16 protein-coding genes, 1 pseudogene and 1 riboswitch are annotated in these 15,935 nt (G+C 66.0%); of the genes and pseudogenes, 5 read left to right on the top strand and 12 right to left on the bottom strand.

Translation table 11 applies throughout. The annotated features are described in order from the left end of the window. Nucleotides 1–3: 3 nt before the first annotated feature. The 3 genes from CV023_RS14885 to map all read right to left on the bottom strand — a co-directional run bounded on the left by CV023_RS14885 (nucleotide 4) and on the right by map (nucleotide 2,643). Nucleotides 4–396, bottom strand: a complete 393-nt coding sequence (locus CV023_RS14885) for a VOC family protein (protein WP_230747087.1) — start codon at nucleotides 394–396, stop codon at nucleotides 4–6. A gap of 56 nt (nucleotides 397–452) precedes the next feature. After that, nucleotides 453–1,808 carry a DNA repair protein RadA gene (gene radA / locus CV023_RS14880; RefSeq protein ID WP_230747084.1) on the bottom strand — a complete coding sequence of 452 codons (1,356 nt, stop codon included), beginning with the start codon at nucleotides 1,806–1,808 and terminating at the stop codon, nucleotides 453–455. Nucleotides 1,809–1,875: 67 nt separating this feature from the next. Continuing rightward, complete coding sequence (gene map, locus CV023_RS14875) at nucleotides 1,876–2,643, bottom strand: type I methionyl aminopeptidase (protein ID WP_230747082.1); 768 nt, start codon at nucleotides 2,641–2,643, stop codon at nucleotides 1,876–1,878. Between the two features lie 173 nt (nucleotides 2,644–2,816). On the opposite strand from map, the gene CV023_RS14870 reads away from it, so the two are divergent. After that, nucleotides 2,817–3,020 carry a hypothetical protein gene (locus tag CV023_RS14870; RefSeq protein ID WP_230747075.1) on the top strand — a complete coding sequence of 68 codons (204 nt, stop codon included), beginning with the start codon at nucleotides 2,817–2,819 and terminating at the stop codon, nucleotides 3,018–3,020. A gap of 36 nt (nucleotides 3,021–3,056) precedes the next feature. Here the strand turns inward: CV023_RS14870 and CV023_RS14865 are convergent, their stop codons facing one another. The 3 genes from CV023_RS14865 to CV023_RS14855 all read right to left on the bottom strand — a co-directional run bounded on the left by CV023_RS14865 (nucleotide 3,057) and on the right by CV023_RS14855 (nucleotide 6,205). Beyond that, a complete protein-coding gene (locus tag CV023_RS14865; protein ID WP_230747074.1) occupies nucleotides 3,057–3,281 on the bottom strand; it encodes a PLD nuclease N-terminal domain-containing protein in 225 nt (74 codons plus the stop codon). Nucleotides 3,282–3,420: 139 nt separating this feature from the next. Next, the gene (gene amaB, locus CV023_RS14860) at nucleotides 3,421–4,956 is read right to left on the bottom strand and encodes an L-piperidine-6-carboxylate dehydrogenase (protein WP_230747073.1); all 1,536 of its coding nucleotides are present in this window, start codon (nucleotides 4,954–4,956) and stop codon (nucleotides 3,421–3,423) included. A gap of 40 nt (nucleotides 4,957–4,996) precedes the next feature. Beyond that, entirely contained in the window at nucleotides 4,997–6,205 is a 1,209-nt protein-coding gene (locus CV023_RS14855) for an NAD(P)/FAD-dependent oxidoreductase (protein ID WP_230747065.1), read from the bottom strand. A gap of 146 nt (nucleotides 6,206–6,351) precedes the next feature. Here CV023_RS14855 and CV023_RS14850 point away from each other — a divergent pair, with 146 nt between their 5' ends. Together CV023_RS14850 and CV023_RS14845 are read left to right on the top strand one after the other, a co-directional pair. Next, entirely contained in the window at nucleotides 6,352–7,242 is an 891-nt protein-coding gene (locus CV023_RS14850; protein ID WP_230747064.1) for a LysR family transcriptional regulator, read from the top strand. Between the two features lie 23 nt (nucleotides 7,243–7,265). Next, on the top strand, nucleotides 7,266–7,868 hold the full coding sequence (locus CV023_RS14845; RefSeq protein WP_230747063.1) for a class I SAM-dependent methyltransferase: 603 nt from the start codon (nucleotides 7,266–7,268) through the stop codon (nucleotides 7,866–7,868). Nucleotides 7,869–7,881: 13 nt separating this feature from the next. On the opposite strand, the gene CV023_RS14840 is transcribed toward CV023_RS14845, so the two are convergent. Next, on the bottom strand, nucleotides 7,882–8,466 hold the full coding sequence (locus CV023_RS14840; RefSeq protein WP_284934791.1) for a DUF1016 N-terminal domain-containing protein: 585 nt from the start codon (nucleotides 8,464–8,466) through the stop codon (nucleotides 7,882–7,884). 74 nt (nucleotides 8,467–8,540) lie between these two features. On the opposite strand from CV023_RS14840, the gene CV023_RS14835 reads away from it, so the two are divergent. Continuing rightward, on the top strand, nucleotides 8,541–9,083 hold the full coding sequence (locus tag CV023_RS14835) for a hypothetical protein (RefSeq protein WP_230747058.1): 543 nt from the start codon (nucleotides 8,541–8,543) through the stop codon (nucleotides 9,081–9,083). Between the two features lie 32 nt (nucleotides 9,084–9,115). Here the strand turns inward: CV023_RS14835 and CV023_RS14830 are convergent, their stop codons facing one another. Genes CV023_RS14830 through CV023_RS14820 form a run of 3 tightly spaced genes read right to left on the bottom strand, consistent with a single transcriptional unit; the run spans nucleotide 9,116 to nucleotide 12,073 of the window. Next, on the bottom strand, nucleotides 9,116–9,958 hold the full coding sequence (locus CV023_RS14830) for an energy-coupling factor transporter transmembrane component T family protein (RefSeq protein WP_230747056.1): 843 nt from the start codon (nucleotides 9,956–9,958) through the stop codon (nucleotides 9,116–9,118). Further along, nucleotides 9,948–11,444 carry an ABC transporter ATP-binding protein gene (locus tag CV023_RS14825; protein WP_230747054.1) on the bottom strand — a complete coding sequence of 499 codons (1,497 nt, stop codon included), beginning with the start codon at nucleotides 11,442–11,444 and terminating at the stop codon, nucleotides 9,948–9,950. The genes CV023_RS14830 and CV023_RS14825 overlap by 11 nt, the downstream gene beginning before the upstream one ends. Further along, the gene (locus CV023_RS14820; protein WP_230747053.1) at nucleotides 11,444–12,073 is read right to left on the bottom strand and encodes an ECF transporter S component; all 630 of its coding nucleotides are present in this window, start codon (nucleotides 12,071–12,073) and stop codon (nucleotides 11,444–11,446) included. Before CV023_RS14820 ends, CV023_RS14825 begins: the two co-directional genes overlap by 1 nt. 23 nt (nucleotides 12,074–12,096) lie before the next feature. Further along, nucleotides 12,097–12,205, bottom strand: a riboswitch (TPP riboswitch). Nucleotides 12,206–12,283: 78 nt separating this feature from the next. Here CV023_RS14820 and CV023_RS14815 point away from each other — a divergent pair. Then, nucleotides 12,284–13,330 (top strand): annotated as a pseudogene (locus tag CV023_RS14815) (fibronectin type III domain-containing protein); the annotation flags it as partial. 900 nt (nucleotides 13,331–14,230) lie between these two features. Here the strand turns inward: CV023_RS14815 and CV023_RS14810 are convergent. Together CV023_RS14810 and CV023_RS14805 are read right to left on the bottom strand one after the other, a co-directional pair. After that, complete coding sequence (locus CV023_RS14810) at nucleotides 14,231–15,211, bottom strand: universal stress protein (RefSeq protein WP_230747051.1); 981 nt, start codon at nucleotides 15,209–15,211, stop codon at nucleotides 14,231–14,233. A 149-nt stretch (nucleotides 15,212–15,360) separates the two neighbouring features. After that, complete coding sequence (locus CV023_RS14805) at nucleotides 15,361–15,900, bottom strand: DUF4916 domain-containing protein (protein ID WP_230747048.1); 540 nt, start codon at nucleotides 15,898–15,900, stop codon at nucleotides 15,361–15,363. Nucleotides 15,901–15,935: the final 35 nt, after the last annotated feature.

Raw genomic sequence — 15,935 nt, 5'->3', positions numbered from 1 at the left:
GTCTCAGGCTCCTCGGTAGGAACCTACTCCCCACGAGTTTCCGTCGTGGTCGCGGAAGTCGAATTCTCTGCCGCCGTGAGGCTGCGTGGCGACGGGGCGGACGATCGCATGCCCCATGTCGACGATCTCCTGGTAGAGACGGTCGACTTCCCGCTCGGTGTCGACGACGACGTAGATCGAGCTGCCGCCCACATTGTCGAGGGCAGAACCGTCGTTGCGGACCGAACCGAACATGATGCCGCCGGTCTCGCCGAGGGCGAACTCGGCGTGGACGATGATCTCCGGGTCCTCTTCGTCGCGGACGAGCAGCCGCTCGGTGAAGCCGAGCGTGGCCAGCAGTGCGAGCGTGGCCTGCCCATCCGTGGTTCGCATGGCTGGAAAGACTGTCGTGGTCATCTTCCAAGGATGCGCCATTTTCGGGCAGAAGTCCCGAGTTTTCCCGCAACTGCCTCTTAGGACTCCTTGGGCTTGAGCAGGATTTCGACGGCTTGGGCGATGTGGTCGCATTCCTTGATCGCCATGTCCTTGGGCGTCGACACGTTGCGCATCGCACCTCTGGCGACGATCGCATGGGTGATGCCCAGGCGGGCCGCCTCGTTGAGTCTCTGGCCCAGGTTGGGTACGTTGCGGATCTCTCCGGAGAGGCTGATCTCTCCGATGCCGACGAACTTCGCGGCCAGCGGTCGTCCCAACGCGGCCGAGGCCAGTGACAGGCAGATGGCGAGGTCGCTGGCCGGTTCGGCGAGCTTCGCTCCACCGACGGTGGCCGTGAACACATCGTTCTTGGCCAGGCTGAGGTTGCCGAGGTTCTGGCTGAGCACCGCGAGCATCATCGCCACTCGGGATGAGTCGACCCCGGAGACGGAGCGTCGGGACTGCCCGCCGGCTGATTCGGTGATGAGCGACTGGACCTCGACGAGCAGCGGTCGTTTGCCCTCCTGCGTCACGGTCAGGCAGGTGCCGGGCGGATTGCTTCCGCTGCGGGAGAGGAAGAGCCCCGATGGGTCTTCAAGGCTCTTGATCCCGTCCTCCTCCATGTCGAAGCAGCCGACATCGTCGGTCGGTCCGAAGCGGTTCTTCACGGCGCGGAGCATACGCAGCCGCGAGTGTCGTTCGCCTTCGAAGTTGCAGACGACGTCGACGAGGTGCTCGAGCAGCCGCGGCCCGGCGATGGTTCCGTCTTTCGTGATGTGCCCGACGAGGACCGTGGGCAGAGATCTCGCCTTGGCCTCGCGGATGAGTGCGGCGGCGACCTCGCGTACCTGGGTGACTCCACCCGGCACGCCGTCGATTTCGGAGGAGGCGAGCGTCTGGATCGAATCGACGATGAGCATCGAGGGAGCTTCCGCCTCGATCATGCCCAGTACGGCCCCGAGATCGGTTTCGGCGGCGAGCAGCAGGGAGTCTTCGAGGGCGTTGATTCGTTCGGCCCGCAGCCGCACCTGTCCCGCTGACTCCTCACCGGTGACGTAGAGGACCTTGGTGCCGAACTTGGCGATGCGGGCGGCCACGTCGAGCAGCAGGGTGGACTTGCCGACGCCGGGTTCTCCGGAGAGCAGCACCACTGCGCCGGGGACGATGCCGCCGCCGAGCACACGGTCGAATTCGCTGACGTAGGTCGTCCGGGCCTGTGCCTGTGAGGAGTCGACCAGGTTGATCGACTTCGCGCCGCTGGACTTCTTGACTTTCGTCTTCACCTTCGTCGACCCGGCGCCCTTCTCCTCGAGGGTGCCCCAGGCTTGGCATTCCGGGCAGCGCCCGAGCCATTTGACCGTCGAGTAGCCGCATTCGGCGCAGGTGAAAGACATACCGCAATTCTGGCACGAGGCACTGACGCCGCAGCGTCAGTGCCTCGCAGCCACGGTCGAGTGGAGATCAGTCGAGGGTGGTGAGCACCCTGGGCCCGTCTTCGGTGATGGCGATCGTGTTCTCCGAGTGCGCGCCGTTCGAACCGTCGGCCAGGCGCAGGGTCCAGCCGTCCTTGTCCACGCTGAGCTTCTTCGAGGTGAAGGACCACCAGGGTTCGATCGCCAGGGTCAGGCCCGGCTTGAGGACGAGGCCACGTCCGCCCTTGCCGCGGTTGGCGACGTGCGGATCTTCGTGCATGGTGTGCCCGAGGCCGTGGCCGCCGAAGTCGAGGTTGACCGGGATGCGCTGAGCGTCGGCGACATCGCCGATGGCCTTCGAGATGTCGCCGAGGCGGTTCCCGGCCTGGGCGGCGCCGATGCCGGCCTGCAGGCCTTCCCAGGTGGAGTCGATGAGACGCTGGTCTTCATCGGTTCCGTTGCCGACGATGACCGACCGGGCGGCGTCGGCGACCCAGCCGTCGATGGAGACAGCGAAGTCGAGGGTCAGCAGGTCGCCGTCTTTCATCACGTAGTCGTGCGGTTTGCCGTGGAGGACGCCGTCATTGACGGAGAGGCAGATGACGTTGCGGAAGGGGCCTTCGCCGAAGGAGGGGGCGTAGTCCCAGTAGCAGGACTTGGCACCGGCATCGGCGACGAGCTGTCGGGCCCGCTTCTCCAGGTGCATGATGTTCATGCCCGGTTCGGCGATCGAAGACAGTTCGGCCAAGGTCTTTGCGACGAATCGGCCGGTCACCGCCATCTTGTCGATCTCGGCGGGTGTCTTCAGCTCAATCACGGGTGCTCTCCTTCATCATTTCTTCGCTCATCTGCAACTTTAGTCGTTCGCACTCAGCCCGTCGCGCTCGCCAGCAGATTCCGTGACGAACCAGACAGCTCGACAACTGACGCTGAGCGGAGACCACGCAGGGAGCCTTGTCAGTCTGTCGCCGTCGAGGTAGATTCCCCGCCATGAGGGATATCTTCACGGCATTCATTCTCGGTCTTGTTCTGGCGAACTCCATGCATTTGGGTATTGACGATATCCACGAGGGCGGTTGGGTGTGGATCCTCGAACTCATCGTCTTCCCCGCGGCGGCCCTGGTCGGCTTGATCTCACTCCTGTGGACGCACAGGAAACGGGCGTCGGCCGAAGACCGACACCCGCATCCTTGAACACTCTTGCAAATCGTCCGATTCGTTCAGCTCAGCTCACTCGAACTGGCTGACGGTGCGGCGTGACTTGATAACGAACCAGCAGATCGGTCCGATCACTGGCAGGAGGAACACGATGATCGCCCATACGAGCTTCGATGGGGCATCAAGATCAGAGCGGTAGATGCTCACGAACGCCCAGATCAGCAGGGCGACGAAGGCCAAGAGAATTCCCGACCAGATGATGTCGTAGGCGGCCGGCAGCAGGGGATTCTCATTCATGGTTTCAGGCTACAACAGTGCCGGAAAAGTGGTCGTTGCGAGCGCCATTGGCGATCGAGGAGGGCCCTGGGCACCATCAGGCAACGCGAAGCTCGAAAAGGTCGTCACTGGCGACGACTTTTTCGAGCTTCGCGTTGACTCAGAGGAACTCCACTCCTTGAGCCAGCGGCAGTTCGCCCGAGTAGTTGATCGTGTTCGTGGCCCGCCGCATGTAGGCCTTCCACGAATCGGTGCCCGACTCGCGGCCGCCGCCGGTCTCCTTCTCACCGCCGAAGGCACCGCCGATCTCCGCACCCGAGGTGCCGATGTTGACGTTGGCGATGCCGCAGTCGGAACGCGAGAGGAAACGCTCGGATTCGGCCAGCTCAGAGGTGAAGATCGCCGAGGACAGTCCCTGCGGCACGCCGTTGTGGATCTCGAGTGCCTCGTCGAGATCCGAGTAGGTGACGACGTAGAGGATCGGGGCGAAGGTCTCGTCCTCCATCACCGCGGTCTGCGCGGGCATCTGCACGACCGCCGGCTGCACATAGTGGGCATCCGGGCGCTCATCGGCCAGCACGCGTGCGCCGCCGCAGAGGACTTCGCCGCCCTCGGCTTCGGCCTGCTTGATTGCCGACTGCATCGCCTCGTAGGCCCCGGAGTTGATGAGCGGGCCGACGAGCACTCCGTCATCGGTGGGCGAGCCGATGCTCAGCGTCCGATACGCCGCGACGATCTTGTCCACGAAGTCAGCGGCGATCGATTCGTGCACGATGAGCCGGCGCAGGGTCGTGCAGCGCTGCCCGGCAGTGCCGGCCGCGGCGAAGACGACTCCGCGCAGGGCCAGATCGATGTCCGCGCTCGGGGCGACGATCGCGGCATTGTTGCCACCCAGCTCGAGCAGGATCCGACCGAAGCGCTCGGCCACGACCGGACCGACCTCACGGCCCATCCGCACCGAGCCCGTCGCCGAGACCAGGACCACTCGCGAGTCTCTGACCATCACGTCGCCGATGTCCCGTCCGCCGATGAGCACGGGCACGAGACCCTGGGGCGCCCCCACCTCGGCGGCGGCCCGGGCCAGCAGGGATTGGGCACCCAAGGCAGCGAGCACCGCGTTCTCCGAGGGCTTCCACACCACGGCGTCACCGGCGACGAGTGCCAGGGCGGTGTTCCACGAGTACACGGCCACGGGGAAGTTGAAGGCCGAGATCACGCCGACCACTCCGAGCGGATGCCAGGTCTCCATCAGCCGGTGACCCGGGCGTTCGCTGGGCATGGTCTTGCCCCACAGCTGCCGGGACTGACCGAGCGCGAACTCGCAGATGTCGATCATCTCCTGCACCTCACCGGCGGCTTCGGATGGGGTCTTGCCGGCCTCGACGGTGATGATCTTCGCCAGGTCCTCCTTATGCTCGGCCAGCAGCCGGCCCCAGCGTTGGACCAGCTGGCCGCGCACGGGAGCGGGCACGTCACGCCAGGTCTCGAATGCGGTCACGGCCCCGGAGATCTTCGCCGCGGCAGTCTCTGCGGTGTCGGCGGCCAGGGTGTCGAGTTCCTGACCGGTGATGGGGGAGCGGGCAGGCAGACTCGCCGGGGCGGTCCTGCCGTCGAGGACGGATGTGTCCACTCCGCAGGCGTTCAGTCCCGAGGTGAGAAGGTCGGTGATGGTCTGGTCGGTGGGCAGGGCGGTCATTGCTGTCCTTTCGTCGGTGGATCGTGTGCGTGTTCGTGAGTCAGACGATGTTGAGTTCTCGGCGGAGCCCCGAGGTGGCGAAGCGGCGTTTGTCCAGCGGCGAAACGTCGACGAAGGGTTCGCGTCCGGTCATGAGGTCGGCGACGACCTCGCCGACGGCCGGGCCCATGAGGAACCCGTGCCCGGAGAATCCGCAGGCGTAGAAGAAGCCGTCGAGTTCCTCGGCCTCGCCGATGATCGCATTGTGATCGGGGGTCATCTCGTAGAGTCCCGCCCAGCCGCGCCCCGGCTCGACGTCGGCCAGAGCCGGTGCCCGATGGTCGATGTGCTCGGCCAATGTGGCCAGCCAGTCGGGATCGCGTCGATCGTCGAAGCTCTCGACATCGGTCTCATCCGGGCACCCGAAGAGCAGTCCCGGCCCTTCCGGGTGGACGTAGAAGCTCGTCGTGAAATCGATGGTGAACGGCATCGACGCCAGGTCCACGCCGAGGGTGTCCGTGTCCACGGGTTCGCTGACCATGATCTCGCGGCGCAGCGGAGTCACCGGCAGGTCGACCCCGGCCAACTCGCCGATGCGGCCGGACCAGGCTCCCGCAGTGCACACCACCTGAGAGCAGGCGATTGTGCCGCGGTTCGTCATCACCGAGACGACCCGGCGTCCCGCGGTATCCTCACCGGCCGTCTCGAAGCCGGTGACCTCGCAGGACTTGAGTACGCGCACCCCCAGGTCGCGGGCGGCGGTGATGTAGCCTGCGACCACCGCCTCCGGAGTGCAGTGCCCGTCCCCTGGATTGAAGGCCCCCGCCAGGAGTCCTTCTGTCTCGACATAGGGGGCGAGTTCGGCCACCTCGGCGACGGTGAGCATGCGGGAGTCGAGTCCCATACTCTGCTGGAGCGCGACATTGGCGCGGAAGGCCTCAACCGCCTCGGCGGTGTCGAGGAGGAACAGGTAGCCGTTGCTGACCAGGTCGATGTCGATGCCGAAATCGGCCTCGAAGTTGCGCAGCACCTCGAGGCTGCGGACCGAGAGGGCGATATTGAGCGCATCGGAGAATTGGCAGCGGACGCCGCCGGCGGCCTTCGACGTCGACCCCGATCCCGGGGTGTCGCGCTCGACGATCACGATGTCACTCACCCCGGCCTTGGCCAGATGGTAGGCGGTGGACGCTCCCATCACTCCGGCGCCGATGATGACCACCTCGGCGCTCGCCGGTGGTTCGTTCGTCTGTGCTGGTGCTGCGTTGTCCACGTTTCACCTCGCTGTGTCCTGCCGCGCCGACCTCGTCGTCGGCGAACTGCGGCCTGATGCCATTGTGCTTCCGATCACTTTTAAGGACAAGCGCGAGTCTGTGAAAACTGTTTTTAGGAAACGTGAAAACACTCTATGCTGAGCCCATGGGATGGACACTCGGACAGCTGCGTACCTTCGTCGCCGTCGCCGAACTCGGTTCGATGACGAGGGCCGCCGAGCAGCTCGGCTACAGCATCGGCGCCGTCTCCCAGCACATCACCGCGCTGCGCCGGGTCGTCGGCTCCGAGCTCTTCCTCCGCCGCGGCAGGGGTTTAGTCCTCGCCGAGGCGGGCCGAACCCTGCTCCCGCGTGCCCGGAGCATCCTCGCCGCGCAGAAGCAGGCCGAGATGGCCATGCTCGGTCGGGACTTCCGCAGCGAGGCCATCGTCACCCTCGGCGTCTTCGGCTCCGCGTCGACGAGAGCGCTGCCCGAGATCGTGCGGATCCTCGGCGACCGGCATCCCGATATCGGGGTCCGGGCCCGCGAAATCAATGTCGAGACGATGTCCGCGGCCGTCATCGACGGCGCCATCGAACTGGGCATCGGCATCAACTATCCGGCCGTGCCGCTGCCGCCGATGCGGGGGCTGAGCTGGCACGCCGTGGCCGCGGAGGAATTCGGCGTCGTGGTCCCGGCCGGTGCGCCCCTGCCCGAGCCTGAGGAGTTGGCTGAGGCCGATTGGATCCTGCCCCCGGCCGAGGAGCTATTCGGCCGAGCGATGCGCCTTGCCACCTCGGCGCTGGGGATCGCCGCCAAGGAGACTCACATCGTCACGGATACGGCCGTGGCGCTCGCCCTGGCCGGCACCGGACTCGGCCTGACCCTGGCCACGCCGATCATGATGTCCCTGGGCGGGCCGGACGTCGAGCTCCACCCGGTCACCGCAGGCTCCGACGCCGAGGTAGGCGGTCGGGAGATCATCGTGCTGACCTCCCCGGATCCGGCGGGGCCGGTCAGGGCCGTCGCCGAGGTGGTCGCCGAGGTCTTCGCGTGAGGGTTTCGGCCTAGGATTGGGCCATGAGCTTCGATCATCAGTGGAACAGGATCCGTGAGACCAACCCCGATCATTCGGCGAACTACGCCGAACGGTGGCGCAAACTCGTCGCCGCCGGGCACGACATCGGGGGAGAGGCTCGCTTCGTCAACGCCATGGCTCCGCGCGGGGCCCGCATCCTCGACGCCGGCTGCGGCACCGGTCGAGCCGGCGGGCTGCTCATCAATGAGGGGCATTCGGTCTACGGGGTCGATCTCGACGAATTTCTCATCTCCGTCGCCGAGGAGGACTTCCCTAGCGGCCAATGGCACACCGGCGACCTCGCCGTCTTCGACTTCGCATCCGCGGGCGTCACGGACATCGACGTCGCCTTCTGCGCCGGCAACGTCCTGTCCTTCCTCGATCCGGCCTCACGACGTCAGACGCTGTCGAACATCAAATCGACGATGAAGTCCGGAGGGCGCTTCGTGGCCGGATTCGGAGCCGGACGCGACTACGACTTCGCCGACTTCATCGAGGATGTGGAGTCCACCGGCATGATCGTCAACCTCAAGCTCTCGACCTGGGAACTCCACCCCTTTGAGACCGACAGCGGATTCCTCGTCCTCATCGCCGAACGGGTCTGAGGCTGCATCGCCCTCACCACGGACCCTGGAGGTCGTTCAGAGGTCCCTTCGACATGGCGATGAACGCCTCGGTGGCCGGGGACAGGGTCGCATCGGTGCGGGAGATGAAGGCGAAGTGGACGGGGAACGCCGGCGACAGGTGTGCCCATGACAGCTCGTCCCGGAGGGGATGGCGCTGGAGCTCGACGAGTGGCCGTTCATCAACGTCAGATCCGAGCGCCAGAAAATCAAAGACGAAAGGATCCTTAGTCAGGTGGCGTGCCAACGCGGAATCCTGCTTCTCAAGATGTGCAGCGAAATTTGACGAAGCGTTGCCCTCCCGGTCAATCAGTCTGCTGGAGATCTGCTGTTCGAGCACGTTTCGGGACCAGCCGTTTTCGGCCGCTGCTGCCGCATACCATTCTCGGGCGAGTTGACTGTCAACCTTGTCCAGAAGCATTCGGATGTGACCCCACGGAAAAATTCCCACAGCCTGTGGGACTTTTGCCGTCCACTCAGGCCAAGCGCGGGCAAATGACCGCATGTAGAACAAATCGTTGCGGGAAAGCCCTCTCATATCAGGAAACGCGGAACGCAGATCAGCTGCAAGTCGATTTATCTTGCGGCACTGACGTAGATACGGGTACCGAGAACACCATCGACGGGGGACTCACCGCCAAATAGACTTCTGCTATGGCGACGAAGGCAGTGAACATCGAGTCCATCGAGAAGGCGCTCGGAGAACCCTGGGCGAAGACGCGGGAGCGTCTCGAAGCGGCGGGAGGAGCCTCGGCGAGTCACAAGGAACTCGCCGATGCCCTCTATCCGCAGTTCGACGGCGTCGTCGACAAACACGGCTGGTGGGTCCAGGGTGCTGTCGTGGCCTATGAGCAGGAGATCGGCAGGCGGGTGCCCGGCCAACGCGCCGACGGAACCTTCGACGTCGCGGTCTCCCGCACGATCGTCGGGCAGCGCAGCGACCTCGTCGCCGCGCTCGCCTCCCACGTCGACGGATCCCTCAACGGGGTCGCTCTCTCCGCTGCACCTCGCACCTCGGAGACGGCGAAGCGCTCATTCTGGAGAGCGAACCTCGAGGACGGGACGAAGATCGAGATCGCGGCCGAGACGAAAACCGAGGACAGATCGCTCGTGGTGATCACCGCGTCGAAGCTGCCGAGCCCCGAAGCGCTCGAGGACTGGCGGGCCTTCCTCAAGGGCTTCCTCCAGCAGTTCTGAGCGTGTCTGAGGACTGAGCGAATCCTGACCTCTCAGTCCCCGCCGATGATCGGGTTCCACGTACCCAGGACATGAGCCGCGACGATTGCGAGCACGCACACGCCCATCGCGAGCACCACGACCACGAGATCACGGGCGCCGAATGTCGAACGCCTCCGCCACGTCCTGCCGGGACGCCCGAACGCTCTGCCCTCCATCGCCATGGCCAGAGTGGTGCCGCGGCGGATCGAGACCACAAGCAAGACGAAGACTCCGCCGAATAGACTCCCCGTGCGGCGGAGGATCGATCCTCCGGCCACACCTCTCGCGCGTCTGGCCATTGACAGGGTCTGCCATTCGCTCACGAGCAATCCGAGCAGCCGGGAGGCCGCGAGCACCGAGACGACGACCACCTCGGGCAGTCGCAGATGTTGGATGAGGGCATCGGAGAGGTCGCGCGGATCGATCGTCGAAGCGAGCACGATGAGCGGAATCGCCAAGGCCAGGGCACGGACGAAGATCGCCGCCGCCGCATCGAGAGAGCCTGTGGTGATGAGCAGCAGGCCGAGATCGATGACGACGGCTCCGGTCTTCTCCGCGAGGATTGCCGTGCCCCAGGCCGCCAGCAGCGCACCGAGCGGCAGGAACCACAGGCGCTTGAGCGCGGCGAAGAGGTCGAGCCCGGTCGCCGGCAGGCCGAGCAGGGTGAACCCGAGGACCACGCCCGCCGACACGAGGTCGATGCTCAGCAGCGCCCCGACCATGAGGATGAGTGCCACGGCGATCTTCGTCAGCGGATTGCATCGGACCAGGGCGGTCCGGCGCACCACAGGAATGAGCTGGCTGGGGTCTTCGACCTCGGAGCGTTCTGCCTGCAATCGAGTCTCAGTCGACACGAGCACCCCGTTTCGCCTCGACCCGAACACCGGACCCGGAGGCCGGAAGCTCGATTCGTCTGGCACCGATCGCATCGAGGAAGGCGTGGTCGTGGCTGACCGCGACCACCGCGGTGCCGTGGGCGAGCACGTCGAGGAACAGTTCGACCAGTCCCGCCCAGGTCAGTGCGTCCTGGCCGAAGGTCGGTTCGTCGACGATGAGGACCCGCGGGCGGGGAGCCATCATCGCCGCCACCGACAGCCGCCGCTTCTCGCCGCCGGAGAGTCCCTGCGGATGCGCCTCGGCAAGACCGTCGAGACCGAGCACATCGAGCAGCTCGGAGACCCGGACATCGATCTCGGTCGCCGACCAGCCGGCGAGCTTGGGCCCCAGAGCCAACTCCTCGGCGACGCTGCGGGAGAGGAACTGATGCTCGGGCTCCTGAAAGACCATCCCGATCCGCGGCGCCAGCTGGGCCGAAGGCCAACGGAACGGTCGGGCGTGCTTCGTCCCGGTCCGCAGCCCCGCCTCGGCGAGGACCTCACCGGAGAATTCCGCGATCAGCCCGGCCAGGGTCAGTGCCGTCGTGGACTTGCCCGCGCCATTGGGGCCGAGGATGCCCACGGCCTCACCCGCCCGGATCGCGAGGTCGAGCCCGACAGCGGCCGGGACCTTCGCCCGCGCTCGCCCCACACTCAGGTCCCTCGTGCGCAGCAGCACCTCGCTTTCGGTGTGATCTGCAGGTTCGACCGGGCTTCTGTTCTCGTGGCGCCCGGGTACCCAGATCCCGCACTCATGCAGGACCTCGGACAGCGCCGGATCGTCGAAGATCCGCCTCGGCGGGCCCTGGGCGAGCAATCCACGGCGTCCGATCACGACGACGGTGTCGACGTGGTCGAGCCACAGGCTCACCCGGTGTTCGACTATGAGCATCGTCGCCGAGGTGGCCGCCTGGGTGGCGAGAATCGCGTCCCGGACCGCTTCCGCGGAGTCCGGGTCGATGTTCGCGGTGGGTTCATCGAGGACGATGACCTCGGGAGACATGGCGTGGATCCCGGCCAGGGCCAGACGCTGCTTCTGGCCGCCGGAGAGTGCCGCGGTCGGGTGATTCGCCGGCAGTTCGAGGCCCATTGCCGCCAGTGAGCTCGGGATGCGCGACTCGATGGTCGCGGCGGGCAGGCCCAGGTTCTCCATTCCGAAGGCGACATCGTCGCCGACCCGGGAGAAGACCACCTGCGAATCGGGGTCCTGGAGGACCAGCCCGGTGCCGCCTCGGCGAGGATCCGGTGCGGCGTCTCCGACGAGCAGCTCACCGGTCGACTCTCCCGACTCAGCCGGCAGGACGCCGGCGATCGCATGCAGAAGCGTGGTCTTGCCTGCCCCGGACGGGCCGAGCAGGAGGATCTTCTCACCGGCGGCGATGTCGAGATCGAGGGGGCCGACGGCGGCTCGTTCGCGGTCGGCATGGGTCCACGAGTAGCCGTGCGCCGTGATCGGCAGGGACATCAGCGGATGCGGCCGGAGGCGAAGGAGCTCAGCGCCCCGGTGCGGGCGATCGCCCGGTAGGCGTACCAGGCGCCGATGCCGGAGATCACGGCACCGGAGACGATCGCGCACATGGCGTAGGCGATCTGGAAGCTCGGCTGCCATTCGGCGTTGTACATGATGTTCTCGCTCACGGACATGAAGGCCCCGGCCATGAGGCCGGAGAGTGTGGTGATCCACAGTGAGAACCGGCGGTAGCCGAAGGCCGCGAAGATGATTTCGGCGCCGAGGCCCTGGATCAGCCCGGACAGCAGCACGGTGGCCCCGAAGTGCGAACCGAGGACGGCTTCGACGACGGCGGCGATGAGTTCGCAGAGCAGGGCGGCACCGGGTTTGCGGATGATGGCTCCGGCCAGGGGTCCGGCGAGGACCCAGAGTCCGGCGATCAGTCCGATCGAGGGTGGGAAGGCCTGGAAGCCGAGTTCGAGGACCTTCCAGCTCAGGGCCAGCACCCAGAAGATCAGTCCGACGGCGATGCCGAGGACGGCTGTGGTGACGTAGTCGACGACCCGCCACTTCTTCGTCTTCGGTGCCTGGGTGTGTGCGGGTGCGGTCTTCGCAGCGGGTTCCGGTGCGGTCGTTTTCGGCATTGTGCCTCCTCAGATCAAGGAGGGGTAGAAGAGTCTCGACTTCCTTCGGCGGTGCTAACCGCATCAGGTTCGAGGGTCTGCAGCTTCATCTGCACTCTCAGCGCCCCTCGCGGCGCTCCCCTGTCGTAGCCACCACTGTACAACAGGGTCTGGGTTCGGCCGAGCCGTTCTCATCATGGAGCGTTCACCTGCCGTTTCAGGCAGGGACGTATGCCGCAGACTCTTCTGTTACTACTGCTCGGTAGGAATGGTCTGGTGAAAACTCAGCTTCTCATCAGGTCCCTCAGCTCCGCGTCGGTTCTCGCACTTCTCACCGCGTTCGTCGCCGCTCTCGTTCCGGCTCACGCCGAGGTGGTCGAGGACTCGACGATCACCGATCCTGTTCTGCAGGTCGGTGCGGATGAGTTCTCCCGCAATCTGTCGTGGATGAGCGAGAGCTCGGATGGGGGAGAGGTTCGGTGGGTGAAGGTCTCCGAGCTCGAGGGCGAAGAGCTGCCCGAAGACGCCGACAGCGTTGAGACCTCCGATTCCGGTCGCTCGACCGATCTCAAGCGACATTACAACCATGCGAGCATGACCGGTCTGGAAGCGGGCACCGAGTACGCCTACCAGGTTGGCAGCGAAGAAGATGGGTTCACGTCGGTGGAGACCTTCACCACCGGCACGCCGGGCGGGGACAGCGAGTTCCTGGTCTTCGGTGATCCGCAGGTCGGCTCCGGCAGCGGTGAGCCCGATGATGCGACCGGTTGGGCTCGGACGCTGAGTTCGGGTCTGACCACGGCCGAGGCGCCGCGCTTCTTCTATTCGCTCGGTGATCAGGTGAACTCGGCGGGCGATCAGGACGAGTACGCACAGTATCTCGCTCCGGAGGCGACCCCGACCGTGCCCCAGGCGACGACGATCGGCAGCCACGATGTCGGCTCGAAGTCATACGAGCAGCACTTCAACCGACCGAACGTCAGCCAGGATCACGGGGGAGACGGACTGATCACCTCCGGCGGCGACTACTGGTTCATCGACTCCGGCGTGTTGTTCATCAACATCAACTCGAACAATCTCGACACGGATGAGCATGCCGAGTTCATCGACGAGGTTGTGGCTGAGCACGGTGACGAGGCCCGGTGGAAGGTCCTCGGATTCCACCACTCGATCTATTCGACTGCGACGCACAACGATGATCTCGATGTGAAGAAGCTGCGCAAGGCGATTCCGCCGGTCGCCGCTCGCAATGACATCGACCTGGTCGTCTCGGGGCACGATCACATCTATAACCGGACCTTCCTCATGGATTCCGAGGGGCAGCCGGTCGAAGGATCCGATGGCGGCCGCGAGCAGGAGAAGGACGAAGGGCAGACCCTCTATCTAACGCTGACCTCGTCCTCGGGGTCGAAGTTCTACGACTACGTGCCCGGTCTCGACTGGGAGGCCAAGAGCGTCCATAACGACGTTCCCGCGTTCACTAGGATGCGGGTCTCCGACGATGCACTGCGGGCGACGACCTACGAGGTGCCGTCAGGAGCCGACGGACAGGTCTCGGCTCAGGCCGCCTCCGAGCAGATCGACGACGTCGAGCTCACTCGAGCCGGCGACGAGGACCCTGATCCCGGTGCGAACGCCGAGGCGGACGCAGATGGTGCCGAGGCGGACAGTACAGGAGCGGAAGCAGACGCCGGATCCGAAGGCGCTGAAGGGGGCACGGACGCGGGTTCCGAGGCGAATGCTGCCGAAGCGGACACCGATACTGGTTCTGAAGCGGATTCCGACGCTGGCGCCCGAGCGGATGCGGGCGCCGACGGCACCGAAGCTGACTCAGGCGGCACCGAAGCAACGGCAGATGAAAGCGCTGAGGCCGGCGCGGGCGAAGAAGCAGGCTCCGACGGGGGAGAAGGTGACCCGGGCGCGGAGCGGAGTCCGACGCTGCCGGAGCGGAGTCCGACTCGGACTCCCACGACGCCGGTGCCGGTAGCACAGACCCGGTCGGCGGCGACCTGCCCCGGCCCGGCGGTGAGATGGGACTGCCGGTCGCCATCGGCGCCGCCGCCGTTCTCCTCGGTGCCGGACTGGTGCTCCTCGCCAGACGTCGCCGTCGCGCCTGCAGTCACTGAGCCCTCCGCTCGCAGAGCGAGCGACACCCGCTCAGTTGGGATCGACACCAGCTCAGCTGGGAACGATCATCACCGGGCCTGCGGCATGATTGAGGACTCCGCGGGAGACGGAGCCGAGCAGCGCCGACTTCACGGCTCCGCGACCGCGTGTGCCCAGCACCGTGAGTTGGGCACGGCCGGTGGTCTCGACGATCGTCGACTTCGGATCGCCCACCGGCACCGAGGTGGTGATCGGCAGCTCGGGGAACTGAGCCTGCAGCCCCTCGGCCTCCGTGCCCAGGGCAGTCTCAAGCTGCTTCTGGCGACGCCCGGTGACCTCGGAGCTGAGTTCGAGGTCGGGGTACCAGTACAGCCATTCCTCGCCCGCGGGAAGCACGCAGATGATCTCGAGCCCGGTGCGCCGAAGCGAGGCCTCCTGGGCCGCGGTGAACATCGCGACCCGGCCGGCCTCCGAGCCGTCCACGGCCACAGCGACGGGACCGGACTCCTGCCCTGCAGCCGGCGAGTGTTCCTCGGAGCCTGAGTGCCGGGGCACGACGATCGTCGGGCAGTGCGCATGGGCGGGCAGGGCGGTGGAGACCGAGCCGAGTATCCGACCCATGAAACCGCCGCGGCCGCGGGCGCCGACGACGGCGACATCGGCACTGGTGCTGAGGGAGATGAGGACACCGGCGGCATCGCCGGGCGCGGTGCGGAAGCTCTTCGGGCCCTCGTGATCGCGGAGCAGTTCGACCGCCTCGGCGAGGGTCCTCTCCGCTGCCCGCTCGGCGACCTCGGCCTCATTCTCGGGCGGCATGGAGGCCATGTTCGCATAGACGGGGACCGGTTCCGTATACGACGTGACGACGGTCAGAGGGACATTGCGTCGGGTCGATTCCGCAGCGCCGTGGCGAACGGCCAGGGCCGCCAGCTCGGAACCGTCGAAGCCGACGAGGACTCCCAGTGAATGCTCCAGCGACGCCTCGGATGCACGGGAATCGGTGGCACGGGCATCTGTGGGGCGAGAATCGGTGGGACGGGGTGCGGCAGTCATGATGGACCTCTCCATCGGGGCCTGACCAACCCTGCGACCGACGACGGCCCCGAAAACCAACTCCGTCGGCATCAGGGCCAGTCTATCAAAGGACTTCTACGTCTTGTAGAAAAATTTCCGGCTCAGGTTGCTCCGGCGAGCTCGACCCCTCAGATCGGGAAGCCCAGATGCGCGAGGGCGACTCGCAGGACGTGCTCTTGGCCGTGGCAGAGCTCGGAGACGATGTCCTCTCGCTGCGTCTCCTCCGGAGTCAGCCAATCGAGGCTGAGCGCATCGGCGCGCGGGGTGCACTCGCCGCGGACCTCGAGGATGAAGCACATCGAGATCGCGTGCTGCCTCGGATCGTAGAGAAGGGAGGAGCCCTCTGTCGGGAAGTACTCGGCGATGTGGAACGGGGCGATCGCCGGCGGAATGACGGGCAGGGCCATCGGCCCCAAATCGTTCTCCGCGTGCCTCATTAGCGCCGCGCGGATCGACTCGTGGAAGCGGATCCGTCCACCGACGACCTCACGGCCCAGGGTGCCGTCGTCAAGACTGCGCAGAAGCAGTCCGATGCGCTCGACCTTGCCCGACTCTCCGACCCGCACGGGAATCGCGTTGACGTAGGGGATGGGCATGCGTCGTCGCAGCTGTGAGAATTCGGCGTCGTCGAACCAATTGTCGTCGTAGTCTAAGGCGGTGCGCGTCATTGTGCCATCGTCCCACATCGTGGGCCGCGGCAGAA

This window comes from Brevibacterium sp. CCUG 69071 (genome assembly GCF_021023135.1).
Lineage (GTDB): Bacteria > Actinomycetota > Actinomycetes > Actinomycetales > Brevibacteriaceae > Brevibacterium.
Note: the sequence above shows the minus strand (reverse complement) of the source record. Positions and strands in the feature narration are given on the sequence as shown.